The organism is Arcanobacterium buesumense (assembly GCF_012563545.1).
Classification (GTDB): Bacteria; Actinomycetota; Actinomycetes; order Actinomycetales; family Actinomycetaceae; genus Arcanobacterium; species Arcanobacterium buesumense.
The window spans coordinates 58,214-73,420 of the sequence record NZ_CP050804.1; the positions used below are offsets into that span (position 1 = coordinate 58,214).

At 49.7% G+C, this 15,207-nt stretch carries 11 protein-coding genes; 9 read left to right on the forward strand and 2 right to left on the reverse strand.

All coding sequences use genetic code 11. From position 1 onward, the window contains the following. The first annotated feature begins 167 nt into the window (after positions 1-167). The 5 genes from iolC to HC352_RS00270 all read left to right on the forward strand — a co-directional run bounded on the left by iolC (position 168) and on the right by HC352_RS00270 (position 6,448). Positions 168-1,154: a 5-dehydro-2-deoxygluconokinase gene (gene iolC, locus HC352_RS00250; protein WP_168917042.1), complete on the forward strand. Its 987-nt coding sequence runs from the start codon at positions 168-170 to the stop codon at positions 1,152-1,154. After that, entirely contained in the window at positions 1,154-2,020 is an 867-nt protein-coding gene (locus HC352_RS00255) for a Cgl0159 family (beta/alpha)8-fold protein (protein ID WP_168918539.1), read from the forward strand. Before iolC ends, HC352_RS00255 begins: the two co-directional genes overlap by 1 nt. After that, complete coding sequence (gene iolB, locus HC352_RS00260; RefSeq protein WP_168917043.1) at positions 2,017-2,913, forward strand: 5-deoxy-glucuronate isomerase; 897 nt, start codon at positions 2,017-2,019, stop codon at positions 2,911-2,913. Before HC352_RS00255 ends, iolB begins: the two co-directional genes overlap by 4 nt. Then, positions 2,910-4,799: a 3D-(3,5/4)-trihydroxycyclohexane-1,2-dione acylhydrolase (decyclizing) gene (gene iolD, locus HC352_RS00265; RefSeq protein WP_168917044.1), complete on the forward strand. Its 1,890-nt coding sequence runs from the start codon at positions 2,910-2,912 to the stop codon at positions 4,797-4,799. Before iolB ends, iolD begins: the two co-directional genes overlap by 4 nt. A gap of 155 nt (positions 4,800-4,954) precedes the next feature. Further along, positions 4,955-6,448 carry a CoA-acylating methylmalonate-semialdehyde dehydrogenase gene (locus tag HC352_RS00270; RefSeq protein ID WP_168917045.1) on the forward strand — a complete coding sequence of 498 codons (1,494 nt, stop codon included), beginning with the start codon at positions 4,955-4,957 and terminating at the stop codon, positions 6,446-6,448. Between the two features lie 81 nt (positions 6,449-6,529). On the opposite strand, the gene HC352_RS00275 is transcribed toward HC352_RS00270, so the two are convergent. Both HC352_RS00275 and HC352_RS00280 read right to left on the reverse strand, forming a co-directional pair. Further along, the gene (locus HC352_RS00275; RefSeq protein WP_168917046.1) at positions 6,530-8,056 is read right to left on the reverse strand and encodes a M81 family metallopeptidase; all 1,527 of its coding nucleotides are present in this window, start codon (positions 8,054-8,056) and stop codon (positions 6,530-6,532) included. 33 nt (positions 8,057-8,089) lie between these two features. Next, the gene (locus tag HC352_RS00280; protein WP_168917047.1) at positions 8,090-9,277 is read right to left on the reverse strand and encodes an ROK family transcriptional regulator; all 1,188 of its coding nucleotides are present in this window, start codon (positions 9,275-9,277) and stop codon (positions 8,090-8,092) included. A gap of 189 nt (positions 9,278-9,466) precedes the next feature. Here HC352_RS00280 and HC352_RS00285 point away from each other — a divergent pair, with 189 nt between their 5' ends. From HC352_RS00285 to HC352_RS00300, 4 genes are all read left to right on the forward strand, one after another. Beyond that, on the forward strand, positions 9,467-11,272 hold the full coding sequence (locus HC352_RS00285) for a peptide ABC transporter substrate-binding protein (RefSeq protein ID WP_168917048.1): 1,806 nt from the start codon (positions 9,467-9,469) through the stop codon (positions 11,270-11,272). Between the two features lie 99 nt (positions 11,273-11,371). Beyond that, positions 11,372-12,331: an ABC transporter permease gene (locus HC352_RS00290; protein WP_168917049.1), complete on the forward strand. Its 960-nt coding sequence runs from the start codon at positions 11,372-11,374 to the stop codon at positions 12,329-12,331. Beyond that, positions 12,331-13,194, forward strand: coding sequence for an ABC transporter permease (locus tag HC352_RS00295; protein ID WP_168917050.1), 864 nt, complete (start codon positions 12,331-12,333; stop codon positions 13,192-13,194). Before HC352_RS00290 ends, HC352_RS00295 begins: the two co-directional genes overlap by 1 nt. Positions 13,195-13,202: 8 nt before the next feature. Further along, entirely contained in the window at positions 13,203-15,203 is a 2,001-nt protein-coding gene (locus tag HC352_RS00300; RefSeq protein ID WP_168917051.1) for an ABC transporter ATP-binding protein, read from the forward strand. Positions 15,204-15,207: the final 4 nt, after the last annotated feature.

The window sequence follows — 15,207 nt, forward strand, 5'->3', positions numbered from 1 at the left end:
GATCTCCTTGGCTATAAATATATATTATGTAAAGCTTAACCCATTTTATGTAAAATACTGATTTCTAAAGGAAAAATCTATATTTGTAACATTTATGTTAGGATAATGACTTGACATATGCGGTCTTCCTGATTAAAAATGTGAAGTACGTGAGAAAGGAATCCGCAATGGCGCGTGAAATTCAATATCCCGAAGTAATTACCATGGGGCGATCCGGAGTAGATATATATCCTCTTCAGTCCGGGTTGGGATTAGAAGATGTTGAAACATTCGGAAAATTTCTTGGTGGCTCGCCAACAAATGTTGCTGTAGCAGCAGCACGGATGGGGCACACAGCAGCAGTTATTACCGGAGTTGGCGATGATCCCTTTGGGAAATTCGTTCGCAAGGAAATGTGCCGACTAGGGGTATCTGATCAGTTCGTGATTACCACCAAGAACTATAAGACACCAGTGACTTTCTGTGAAATTTTCCCCCCAGATACATTCCCGCTTTATTTTTATCGAGAGCCTTCTGCTCCAGATCTTCAACTGCGTCCTAGTGACGTTCCTATTGATGTAGTTAAACATGCCAAAGTGTTCTTAGTTTCCGGCACTGGGCTATCAGATGAGCCTTCCCGATCTGCCCACTGGGAAGCTTTGCGAGCACGCAAAGATGTTTCTGGCTGGACGGTTGCCGACCTCGACTACCGCCCAATGTTCTGGGAAAGCGAAGAAGTAGCGCAACGAGAGATCGGCTCCTTACTTGAGTACGTCAACGTTGCTGTAGGTAACAAAGAGGAATGTCGAGTAGCCGTTGGGGAAACAGAACCAGACAGGGCAGCCGATGCGCTACTAGAGTGCGGCGTTCAGTTAGCCATTGTTAAGCAAGGACCTAAAGGTACGCTTGCCAAAACCCGAGATTTACGGATTGAAGTTCCAGTAACAAAAGTAGACACACTCAATGGATTAGGTGCCGGGGACGCTTTCGGTGGCGCACTAGTGCACGCGTTGATTTCCGGTTGGGATATTCCTACCGCAATTCATTTCGCCTCAACATCGGGAGCCATCGTCTCTTCACGGTTAGAGTGCTCCACTGCAATGCCTTCAGAAGATGAGGTTCGTAAGCTCATGGTTCAGCGCAGTGAAACGGCACCAATAGTAAAGGAAATATGATGGTTCGGATACAAGATATTCCGGAAATTAGACTCCACTATCCACAAGAAATAGCAAAAAGATTAGCTTCACGTGCGCCGGGAACATTACCTAAAGATGGCCGCAAGATCATGATAATCGCATGTGACCACGCGGCTCGAGGCGCTTTAGGTGCTGGTCGCGATCCGATGTCAATGGCGAATCGAACCGAGCTACTGGAACGATGCGTTGCTGCACTTTCGCGTCCGGGAGTGGATGGTTTTCTGGGAACCGCTGATTTAGTTGAAGATCTAACGCTTTTAGGCGCCCTTGAAAATAAGCTTGTTTTCGGCTCAATGAATCGTACAGGTCTCCAAGGAGCCACCTTTGAAATAGATGATCGATTTGGATGCTATACGCCAGAAGCAATTGCCGAGAGCAATTTAGACGGCGGAAAGACTTTGACAAGAATCTGTTTTGAGGATCCAAGCACCCCACGCACCCTAGCTGCTACCGCACAAGCAATTAACAGCCTATCGATACGGAAGAAAATCGCGATGGTCGAACCATTTATTTCCCGATGGAAAGATGGCAAAATCGTCAACGATTTAACTCCGGACGCTGTTATCAAGTCAATTACTATTGCCTCAGCACTAGGAGAGACGAGTGCATACACCTGGCTCAAACTACCATGTGTTTCAGACATGGAACGGGTTATGGAAAGCACGACGTTGCCATCGCTGATTTTAGGAGGCGAAGTTTCAAAGGATCCGGAAAATACATTGAATAGTTGGGCTAAAGCAGTGGCTTTACCAAATGTGTGCGGTCTGGTTATTGGCCGTTCCCTTCTTTTCCCTCCTGATGGAGATGTTCAAACGGCAGTTGACAATGCAGTGGAGTTACTATGAGCGACAACAATAAATATGTTCTTCCCGCTGGAAGTACGGCGAATGGAAAATTTGATACGTATATTACTCCTGAAAAGGCTGGATGGGAGTTTTCCAGTTTGCGGATCGCCCAGCTTAACCAGGGCGAAACAATGACATATGAAACTGGTGACGAGGAAATCCTTGTTCTTCCATTAGTTGGAAGAGTAGATGTGGAAAGTGGCGAGAAGAAGTATTCGCTAGCTGGACGCGATTCAGTATTTACCGCGGTTACTGACTACATATACATTCCACGTCAGACAACTTTGACGTTGACGGCAACAAAATCTGGCCGCTTTGCACTTCCGGGTGCAAAAGCGACAAAAGATCTACCAATACGATACTGCCCGGCAAGCGAAGTCAATTCAGGCATCAGAGGCGCCGGAGTATGTTCTCGGCAAGTAAATAATTATGCGTTAGGGAACGACGTCGAAACCTCGCATCTTCTTGTTACGGAAGTTCTTACGCCAGGTGGAAATTGGTCTTCCTATCCGCCGCATAAGCACGATGAACATTCAGCTGAAGAACGGATCTTAGAAGAGATCTACTATTTTGAATTACGGCCAGGAGGCCCAGGCCGGGCAACGGACGGCTTTGGCCTTCAGCGGGTGTACTCTTCACCTGGAAAGAATATTGATGTTTGTACGGAAGTTCGTTCGGGTGACACCGTCGTCGTCCCATACGGATATCATGGTCCGTCCGTCGCAGCCCCGGGACATGACATGTACTATCTCAATGTTATGGCCGGGCCTGCAGAAGATTCAGTATGGATGATGACTGACGATCCAGTCCATACTTGGCAACGTCAAGCCTGGGAAGGCGACGACGTCGATCCGCGATTACCATTCATGCCTTTAACAAAGGAGAAGCTATGACGAACACTGTGCGATTAACAGTAGGCCAAGCAACGATCCGATTTTTAGTTAATCAATACGTAGAAGCTGATGGTGTTGAGGAACGTCTCATCGCTGGTGCTTTCGGTATTTTCGGACATGGAAATGTTGCTGGTCTAGGGCAAGCATTATTACAGAACGAAATTGATCCACAACCTGACGGTGGTTCGATGCCATACTACATGCCGCGAAATGAGCAGGGTATGGTCAATGCAGCCGCGGCATATGCCAAAGCGAAGAATCGTACCCAAACGTTGATGTGTACCTCGTCGATTGGCCCTGGTGCACTTAACATGGTCACGGGTGCTGCGTTAGCAACGACAAATCGGCTACCGGTTCTGCTGTTCCCTTCCGATCAGTTTGCTACTCGGGTACCAGACCCAGTTCTACAACAGATCGAAAATGCGCAGACTCTTGATACCTCAGTAAATGATGCATTCCGGCCGGTATCGGTGTTCTTTGATCGGATTAATCGGCCAGAACAGTTGCTTCCATCCTTGATGCAAGCAATGCGTGCCCTGACCGATCCGGCAGATACTGGTGCGGTAACTATCGCGATGCCACAAGATGTTCAAGCTGAAGCGTTTGACTTCCCTAAGGAGGCATTTGCGAAACGTGTCTGGCATATTCGTCGTCCTCCGGCAGAAGTCTCCCAGCTCGAACGGGCTGCTGAATTAATTCGGTGTGCGAAGGCTCCGATGGTGATTGCCGGCGGTGGCGTAATTTATTCGAAGGCTTCCGAAGAATTGCGAGAGTTTGCCCGAGTCACTGGAATTCCGGTAGCAGATACCCAAGCTGGCAAAGGTGCTATTAACTGCGATCATCCGCAAGCCGTTGGTGGTGTTGGGTCAACTGGTGGTGATTCGGCAAATCATTTGGCTGATGAAGCAGATCTCATTATTGGTATCGGTACCCGCTACTCAGATTTCACTACGGCATCGCGAACCCAGTTTAAGAATCCAGACGTTAAGTTTGTAAACATTAATGTCAAACCATTTGATGCGGTGAAGAATGGTGCCGAAATGGTTGTCGCAGATGCTCGTGAAGCATTGCGCGGATTAACTGATCTGTTGAGCGACTATCATGTTTCAGCAGAGTATGAGAAGCGTGTTGCTGACGAACGCCAGGCGTGGCTGAAGATTGTGGATGAGCTATATCATCTGGGGCATGGTCCACTTCCTGCGCAGATTGAGGTATTCGGTGCTCTTAATGAGATGATGAAGGATACTGACGTGCTGATCAATGCTGCCGGTTCGATGCCTGGTGATTTGCAGGCCTTGTGGCAAGCAAAAACCCCATCGCAGTATCACGTCGAATATGCTTTCTCAACGATGGGATATGAGATACCTGCTGGTATGGGTGTCAAGATGGCATGTCCAGATTCTGAAGTTGTTTCCATTGTTGGCGATGGAACTTATCAGATGCTTCCAATGGAATTAGCAACGGTAGCACAAGAAGGCCTGAAGGTCATTTATGTTCTTCTGGAAAATCATGGGTTTGCTTCCATTGGTGCGCTTTCTGAGTCGCGGGGATCGCAACGTTTTGGTACTCGATACCGCATGGGTGGCGGCAATCCGCACAACCAAGAAGGTGAGCTTATCCCGGTTGATATTGCAAAGAATGCAGAGTCTTGGGGTCTCACAGTTCTGCGGGTTTCCTCCATTGATGAATTTAAGGAAGCGTATCGTCAAGCTACGCAGATGACCACTGCAGTAATGATCTATATTGAGACGGATTTGTATGGTCCGAACCCGCCGTCGTCATCCTATTGGGATGTGCCGGTTGCACAAGTGTCACGTCTTGAATCGACTCAGCGAGCTTACCAAGAATACCGCGAAGGAGTGAAGCATCAACGGCACTATTTTTAAGCTTTAGTCACTGATTCTTCTCCTAATAGGTAAGGGGCCCGTGGAAAACCACGAGCCCCTTACCTATTAGCAATAAGAGACTAGGTTAAATGTCCTAACAAGTTACAATATTGTGATATATTTGTATTGAATGTTCGGCAATCAAAGGAGATGTCATGGAAATTATCAAACACTGGATAGACGGAAAGCCATATAGCGCAAACTCAGAGAACTATGCTGAGATAGAAAATCCAGCCACTGGCGAGATAATCCGTTCTGTTGCGTTAGCTACTGAGCAAGATCTTGACTACGCAGTGGAAATCGCGCGAAAAGCACAGAAAAAATGGGCTCAGACATCGCTAGCAAAACGTGTTGAAATCATGTTTAAGATGCGGCAACTTGTATTAGACCACCAAGACGAAATTGCCCGCGCCATCGTCGAAGAACACGGAAAAGATTATTCTGACGCCATAGGTGAGATTCAACGAGGACGCGAAACACTAGACTTCGCTTGTTCAATCAATGCCGCACTCAAAGGAGAATACTCTTTCGACGTCTCACGCGGGGTAGACGTCCACACAATTCACCAACCTGTTGGCGTTGTTGCCGGAATTTGCCCATTTAACTTTCCCGTCATGGTTCCCATGTGGATGCACCCAATCGCCCTAGCAACAGGAAATGCTTTTATCCTCAAACCAGCAACCCCAACACCTACTGCCTCACTCATCATTGCCCGACTTTATCAAGAAGCCGGACTTCCAGACGGACTGTTTAACGTAGTGGCCGGAACGCGCGACCTCGTCACCGACATCCTCAAACACCCCGGAATCGATGCAATCTCCTTCGTTGGATCAACGCCAGTAGCACACATTATTCAAGAAACTGGAACTAAATACGGCAAGCGAGTACAAGCACTCGGCGGAGCCAACAATCATGCAATCGTCCTACCCGATGCAGACTTAGACTTCGTTGCCCAACATATCTCGGCAGCCGCTTTCGGTGCAGCCGGTGAACGATGCATGGCACTTCCGGCAGTTATCGCCGTCGGTGGTATCGGTGACAAGCTTGCGATGAAAGTCAAAGAGCACGCCGAAAAAATTCGAGTCGGCATGGGACTTGACGAAGGTGTACAGATGGGACCAGTCATTAGCAAGGCAGCCAAAGAGCGCATCGTCAAACTCATTACAGACGCAGAAAATCACGGAGCCACGATTGTTCTAGACGGACGAAACATCAACGTTCCCGGATATGAAAACGGACATTTTGTTGGTCCGACGATTATCACCGATGTTACCTACGATATGGCCGTGTATAACGAAGAAATCTTCGGCCCAGTCTTGACCATCAATGACGTCGATAGCTATGAAGAAGCAATCGGAATAGTTAACGCCCAACCATTTGGAAATGGTTCTGCCATATTCACCAACGATGGTGGAATGGCCCGCCGGTTCCAATTAGACGTTGAAGCCGGAATGGTTGGCGTAAATGTTCCAATTCCAACCCCAGTAGCATACTACTCCTTCGGCGGATGGAAAGAATCCCTGCTCGGTGACCACCATATCCACGGCCCAGAAGGAGTTAACTTCTACACCAAGTCGAAAGTAATCACCACTCGCTGGCCATCGGAGCAAACATACTCTGCAACCATGTCATTCCAGCGAGAAGAATAATACCTACTAAAAACACTGGCTAATGGGTGTGCGCCGAAGCTTAGCTTCGGCGCACACAACATTTTCACCACCGATGAGATGTCAGTTACGGATAACCGTTAGCGAGACTTCTTCTGGATCATCAAAAGGGAACATTGGCCGGGCAATATGTGAATGACCTAAACGCGCCAAATTTTGATCCACCCCGCCCGGCGTCAACGCCAAAATCCAACCAGCATGAATATCATGCAAATACGGCTCCAAATAGCCAATCTTCACAATCACAATATCGGTTGTCTCCGGGTCAAGCCCCAATCGAGTAAACTGCTCACGCATCGTGTACTGGTTACGACGAGTTGTGACAATCAACCGCACCCCGCCAACAGCCAAAACCGCAGTAAGTAACCCAGCCGGATCATCTACCACATTCTCCACCACCGCAGTAAGGTCAACCGGTCCAGGCTCACGGGTATCAACCTTACCGCCAACACGCACACTCACCTCATTGCCGATCCCAGCCTCAGCAGCAACCGCCACCGTTTCCGGATCAAAAATAGAGGCAACAATAACGGACACCTTGCCGTCGATAGTCTCCCGGCGGGACAACACCTCAGCCAACGCCACAGTAACATCATCAGCGCCACCAGCCCCCGGATTATCACCCGAATCAGAAATGAAAAACGGTCGCAGATCAGAACCAATAGCCTTATCTAGCGCCACATCGATCTCATCAACAGGCGCCACAAACTCAAACTCATGACGAGCATCCCATGCCGCTTGCGCCAGCCGAGCCACGCCGTCGTCAAGAACATCCTGATCGTCACCATACGCAGCAAAAGCAGCGCAACAACGTGGCTGATCCGCCCACGCAAAACCAATCCAAAAACTTGCGTCGATCACCCCGTCAGTATGATCAGCGAACTCCGCAACCGCGTCATACAACCGCGCCGCTGGTTGCATACGCGTAGATGTCTTCTCCCCAGGCAACAAAATCGGCACATGAACCAACGCCTTCTTCGGCCGGCCCTTCCCAGAACGCACCCGTTCAACCAAGGTTCGTGCTGCGCGCTCGCGAGTCACCCACGCATCCTCATGCGGAGCCATTCGATAACATGTCAACATATCTGTTTGGGTAAACAATGTATGCGAGACATTACCGTGTAAATCCATACACGCCCCAACAAGAATATCGGACCCGATAGCCATGCGGATACCGTTGATGAGGTAGCCCTCGGCGTCGTCGAACCCCGGAACACTCATCGCGCCGTGAATATCAAAGAAAATCGCATCCAACGGGCCAGCTTCCGCTAACCGTTCACAAATCTCCCGGCGCCACGCCAAAAAAGTCGAAGACTCAAGAGGTCCACCTGGTAAGGCGGAGGCGTGCAAAACCGGTACCCATTCCACCCCTTCAGTCCACGGCCGATGCCCGGTAACCTGCCAGTCGTCGCCAGCCAAATGTTGTGGAACGTGACCCATCAGCGGGATGTCAGATTCGGTGATAAATGGGTAACGCTTGAGAAGTTCTTCGCCTCGGCGCACCGTGAAATCAGATTCAACGGATAGGTAGGGAGTAAATGTTGAGGATTCGATGTGAATCCCGCAGATAGCAATACGCATTGTTGTCATCTCCTTTGATTGGAATACGTATGGGTGGGCTGGTTAGGGCTGGTTAGGGGTAGTTTTTGTTTGGCGGGCGAGGATAGCCATGCCGATTAACGGTGCGTCTTTGCCAGAGATTGCGGTATCGACGGTCAGGTTTGCAGTAGACATAGGGAGGCATCGTTGGTAGAGCTCGGAGCGAATTCCGGCTATGAGTGTGCGTGTTTGCGAAAAAGATCCGCCAATAATAATGTGTTGCGGATTGAGGAAGTTTACTAATCCGGATAGTGCTTCGCCGATATATCCGCCGGCATTGCGCACCAGAGGAGCGGCAGTGACGTCTCCGCTTTGGGTGGCTTCAATAAGTTCATTGACGGTGGTGATCGGGGAATCAATTTGTGCAAGGTGGCGTAAGAGTGCAGCGCCGGAGGCGACGGTTTCGAGGCAGCCAGTGTTTCCACAACTGCAGATTGTTGGATTGGGTGATTGGACGCGGGTATGTGTTAGTTCTCCGCCGAATCCTTGATGGCCGCGAAAGACGATACCGTCAGCGATCCAGCTAGCTCCAATACCGGAACCTACTTTGACATAGATAGAAGATTCAGTGGTTTCGCCACGTTTTGTCCATTCGCCGATGGCGCCTGCACGGGCATCGTTTTCAACGATGGTGGGTAGGCCAGTGGCTTTTTTTAACAGTTGGGGAAAGTTCGTTTTGTTCCAGCCGGGCATGCGTGCAGCGCCGACGATGGTTCCATGGATGTCGACTGGGCCAGGAACTGCCACTCCGATAATTGTTGCTCGAGGCAATGTGGGGTTGTCTTGGTGGAGTTTTTTCCATGCGTGATGCAGGAGTGTGATGATAGCTTCTGGGCCGTCGTCGATCGAGAGTGGGAGATCGGCAGTGGCGAGGATTTTTCCGGTAAGTTTGGCGATTCCCACACGCGCGTGATGGGAACCGAGTTCGACGACGTCGGCAACATCGTGGAGCGGAGAAATGCGCAGGAGTGCTGCGCGACGGCCACCTGTGGATGTGGCGAGGCGGTATTCTTCGATGTCGTTTTGTTCGAGGAGGCGCCTTACACTTGCGTGGACTGTTGATCGTGGAAAGTGTGTTTTGTTGATGAGGTCTGTTCGAGATAGGGGCCCGTGGAGTAGTTCGCTCAAGATTGTTGAGTCGGTTGTGTTATTTGCGTCAGATAATGATGCTGAGTAGCTAGCTGTTATTGGTTTTAGTGTGATGCTTTCCAAAACACTCGCCTCGTTTTCTAGCGGTCAATCGTAACGAATACTCTTCGGTGTGTTTCAAGCCTAGCCTAAGTTTCCAAAGTTTGGAATATTTTTGTAAAAAGTCTACGAAGTTAGTAGGCAGATGGTATCGTGTAGATCACAGGCGGTTGGAGAGCCCGCCTACATATTTCTCAATGAGGAGAGACGACTATGCGACCATTATCGAGAGTAGCTAAGGTAGCTGCTTTTGCCAGTGCGATGCTCATGATCGCGTCATGTTCTGGCCAAACCGCTGAAAACAAGCCGGATAACGGCAACACTCAAGCCACTGGAGAAATCCAAGAAGGTGGCGATGTCACAGTAGCTTTACGAACCCCAACCTGGATTTTCCCAATTTCTGCGCCAGGAAAAACTCAAGGTGAAAACGGTATTTTCATCAACATGCTTTACAAGGGCTTTTACGAGTACAAGCTTGATGCAGATAACCAATTCAATCTTGATGACCGTTCTTTGGCTGAAGAACCAAAGGTCTCGGAAGACGGCCTGACATACGAATTGACGATGAAGCCATCGAAGTGGTCTGACGGGCAAGAAGTCACCACTCGTGACGTCGAATTCTGGTGGAATATCCTCAACGCTAACAAAGAAGAATGGTCTGGGTACCGCAAGGGCAACTTCCCAGATAATGTTGCCGAATTCAAGATCATCGACGATCACACTGTTTCTTTCACAACCACCGAAGCCTTCAACCCTGGTTGGTTTGTTGACAACCAGCTAGCTTCGGTTCGTCCACTCCCACAACATGTTTGGGGCAAGACGTCGGAGAGCGGAGAAATCGGTGACTTCGATCGGGATACTGAAGGCGCACAAGCCATCTTCGCCATGCTCACCGAAGCATCGAAAGATCTACAATCGTATGCAACCAATCCGCTATGGAAGGTTGTTAACGGACCATTCCAGCTTGAATCCTTCGTACCAAACGGAGAAGTCAAGCTCGTCGCAAACAAGAACTACACCGGTAGTGATAAGCCAAAGCTGGATTCGGTAACCTTGCGCCCATTCACCTCAGACGACTCCCAGTTCAACGTCCTACGTTCGGGAGGTATCGACTTCGGTTACATCCCAGCAGGATCAATCAACCAACGGACGACGATCGAGTCCCAGGGTTACACAGTTGAACCATGGGCAGGATGGTCAATCACCTACATGCCATTCAACTTTGCTAACCCGAAGTCCGGTCCGATCTTCAAGCAAAAGTACATCCGCCAAGCGATGCAGATGCTGATCGATCAAGAGTCGATTTCCAAAACTGTTTGGGCAGATACTGCAACCCCGACCTGTGGTCCAGTTCCACAAAAGCCTGGAACTGCTGGTTCTATGGAAGGCTGTGCCTACAAGTTTGACCCTGAAGGCGCAAAGAAGCTTCTCGAATCGCACGGTTGGAAGATCAACGCCGGTGATGTGAGCGTTTGTGAAAATCCAGGAACAGGCGACGACCAATGCGGTGAAGGCGTTGACAAGGGTGCAGAGCTGCGCTTCAAGTTAATTTCTCAGTCTGGCTTCCCAGCCACCACCCGGATGATGACAGAAATCAATTCTCGCTTCTCCGAAGTTGGTATCAAGCTCGATATTCAAGAAGTTCCAGATTCAGTAGCAGTTTCACAAAAGTGTAAGCCAGGTGAAGCATGCGATTGGGATCTGTCCTTCTTCGGATCGCAGTCCTCGTGGTACTACCCGGTCTATGCCTCCGGCGATCGGTTGTTCCAAACTGATGCACCAGTCAACCTCGGTTCATACTCCAACCCTGAGGCAGACAAGCTCATTGAAGCAACACTGCGTGCAAAGGACACATCCGCACTCGAAGCCTACAACGACTACCTCGCCGAAGATCTCCCAGTTCTTTGGATGCCAAACCCGGTAGCTCAAATCTCGGCATGGAAGAAGGATCTGGTTGGCGTTGGCCCACAAGATCCAATGCTGAACTTGTATCCACAAGATTGGGCACACACAAAGTAATCAATGCCATCTAAATCCATCAGGTACGTGTTGCACCGTCAGAACGGGTTTCACGTCTGGCGTGCAACACGTACCTGACTATGCTGTGAAGGAGAGGTTATGGTCCGCTACATTTCACGGCGACTGGTGCAATCGCTGGTTGTTGTCGTGCTCGTAACGATCATTACGTTCACAATTTTGCATATGCTACCTGGTGGGGCAGCACGATCTGCGCTCGGACTCCAAGCTACTCAAGAACAGCTCGATGCATATTCGCGCCAAATGGGATACGACCGTCCGCTTTACGAGCAATATTTCACCTATATTAATCAGCTTATTCACGGCGAACTCGGTACCTCTTTCGCTCTGAATATGGATGTTGCTGATGCGATTGCCCAACGACTTCCCAAAACAATGTTGCTGAGCTTCTTTGGACTGGTGCTCGCCGTCGTCATCGCAATCCCGTTGGGCATGCTACAAGCCTGGAAACGAAACCGGTGGCCGGACTACCTGATCACCGCTATCGCGCTACTGATGTATTCCACTCCGTTGTTCTTTATGGGCTTGCTTTTAATCGTTCTTTTCTCTCAAGTATGGGGAGTACTTCCACCAGAAGCACCACAAGGTTTCACGGTTTCGGAAATGCTATCCCAATGGCAAGGACTCATCTTGCCAGCCGTCACACTAGCAATCGTTTCGTTGGCTGCCTACACCCGTTACGTACGTTCATCGATGGTGGACAATCTTGAAGAAAACTATATTCGTACCGCTCGGGCTAAGGGATTATCGGAATCTCGTGTGGTTATCAAACACGCTATGCGCAATTCGCTTTTCCCGGTTATTACCTTGCTCGGTATGTCCCTCCCAGGTTTATTCTCTGGCGGCCTCGTGGTGGAGTCACTGTTTAACTATCCCGGCATGGGGTTGATGTATTGGCAGGCAGCTCAAGGTCGTGACTACCCGATTCTGCTTGCCGTAACCACAATTATTTCTATTGCGACGGTGATCGGTGCGTTATTGGCAGACATCATGTATGCCATCGCTGATCCACGTGTCCGTTACGGAGGAGGTGAAGCCTGATGAGTGGTAAGAATCCGAAAGGCATATTCCGGCAAAGTGTAGAAGTTTTTGTTTCTAACCGGTTAGCTGTTGTTGGGCTATCGATTCTCATTGTGTTTACACTATTTTCGTTCGTCGGCCCCTATATTTGGGTAACGGAACAGCAATATTCGTCGCTTTCAGATGCCTATCTGCCGTTGTCTGCTGAGCATCCACTGGGTACTGACGGTGTAGGTTTCGACGAACTGGGTCGCTTAATGGAAGGTGGTAAAACTTCTATCATTATTGGTTTAGCTGCCGGTATTTTGGCGACGACGATCGGCACAATTTGGGGAGCTATTGCTGGTTTCGTTGGCGGCTGGGTTGATTCAGCAATGATGCGTATCGTTGATGCGATGATGGCAGTGCCAGCTCTCTTCCTCTTCATTCTGATCGCCTCAGTTATCACGCCGAATGTTCCACTTTTGGTGTTAACTATTGGTGCGTTTGCGTGGTTGAATCCGGCCCGTCTGATCCGTGGTGAATCGTTGGCGTTGCGCTCGCGTGAGTATATTACGGCGATGCGTGGCATGGGTGGTTCTCCATTGCGGGCTGTTCGAACTCATATTGTGCGAAACGCTATCGGAACGGTGATTGTTAATGCTACGTTCCAGGTTGCTGACGCTATCTTGTATGTTGCCTACCTGTCCTTCCTCGGACTTGGTGTGCCGCCACCGGCAGCGAACTGGGGAGGCATGCTTTCTACCGGTATGAATGAGGTATACAACGGTCACTGGTGGTTGTTGTATCCGCCAGGAATCATGATTATTTTGCTGGTTGTTGCGTTTAACTTCGTTGGTGATGGGTTACGTGACGCGTTTGAAGTACGTTTGCGAAGCCGTTAGGAGAGATCATGACAAGTAAACCATTGCTCTCGATTGAAGATCTTCATGTGACTATTAAGCTTCGTAAAGGTCAAGTAGAGCCGTTGCGAGGTGTCAACCTGGAGGTTATGCCTGGTGAAACTCTCGGTATTGTGGGTGAATCCGGGTGCGGAAAGACCATGACTGCACTTTCGGTGATGGGCTTGTTACCGCATATGGGTAGTGTTTCTGGTGGGAAATTGACTTTCCAGGGACGTAACTTGCTCGACTTATCCGATAAGGATGCGCGGCGTGTGCGGGGTATGGAAATCGGAATGATTTTCCAAGATCCGCTCACCTCACTTAATCCGACAATGAAAATTGGTGACCAGGTTGCCGAACCGTTACGTGTTCACCGTGGCGTGTCGAAAGCTGAAGGCCGGCAGGCCGCTATTGACGTGTTGCGTAAAGTTGGTATGCCACGACCCGAAGCGATCGTTAATGATTATCCACATCAGCTTTCGGGCGGTATGCGCCAGCGTGTGATGATTGCGATGGCGTTGATTTGTCAGCCTGCATTGTTAATTGCTGATGAGCCGACGACGGCGTTGGACGTCACTATTCAACGTCAGATTCTTGATCTTCTTGACGAGTTGAAGAAAGAGTTTGATACGTCGGTTATTTTAGTGACCCACGATCTTGGTGTGGTTGCTGGGCGTGCTGATCGGGTAGCTGTTATGTATGCCGGGCGGGTAGTTGAAGTGGGAACAACGGATGAAATATTCACTAACCCGCAACATCAATACACACGTTCGTTGATGGCTGCGTTGCCGGAGAATACGAAAGATACTCGCCAGGAGCTGTATGCGATTCCGGGAATGCCGCCGTCGTTACGCGAAGAAATTGTGGGGTGTCCGTTCGCTCCGCGATGCCCGCGCGCACTCGACGTCTGCCACTCCGATACGCCAGAATTAGTTACGGTGACTGATAAAGACGGCCAAGTTCATTCGCATGCGTGTTGGAATCCGGCCGGTCCAGAACTCGAGCGACCGATTTCGATCCGAGAAAAGCGCGATCTGACACAGCGTCCAGTTATTTGTTCGGTTCAAAGCCTTTCGAAGCTGTATCCAGCGATGGGTGGCAAGATTGTTCGACGTCGAATCGGATCTGTACATGCTGTATCTGATGTTTCACTTGATGTTTACGAAGGTGAAACTCTCGGTATTGTGGGCGAATCCGGGTGTGGAAAATCAACGTTGGGTCGGGTCATTACAGCTCTTGAGCCTGCCTCCGAAGGCCATGTGTTGATTGGCGGAAAAGATATTGCGCAAGCTTCGCGACGGGATTTGAAGAAGATACGTCGCGATGTGCAGATGATGTTCCAAGATTCGTTTGCGGCAATGGATCCGCGCATGCGGGTTGACGAAATTTTGACTGAACCGCTCAAGATTCAAAAAATTGGCAACCGTGAAGACCAGCAGGATCGTGCCAATACGTTAGTGGGTAAGATCGGTATCGAACACGGGGCAATGTGGAAGTATCCGCACGAGTTTTCCGGCGGTCAGCTACAGCGTATTGGTTTGGCGCGTTCCTTAGTGCTCGAACCAAAACTGATCGTATGCGACGAACCTGTCTCGGCACTCGACGTATCTGTTCAAGCGCAAGTTTTGAACGTGATGCGCCGATTGCAAGAAGAACAATCATTGACCTATATTTTCATCTCCCACGATCTTTCCGTGGTCAAATATATTTCTGACCGGATCGCAGTGATGTATCTTGGCAAGATTGTTGAGATTGGTCCAGCGGCAGAAATCGTAGATAATCCGCGCCATCCCTACACTCAGGCACTTATTGAAGCGATCCCGGTTGCTGATCCACGGCATAAGCGCAAAGAAATCGTCCACCTGACTGGTGAACCAGCTTCAGCTATCAATCCTCCGGAAGGGTGCCGGTTTAAGAATCGTTGTCCGTTTGCTACTGAGCTGTGTAACACCGAACCTGTTTTGGTCGGTGGAGGACGTCAGGTTGCCTGCCACTATCCGTTGGGATGAGCAG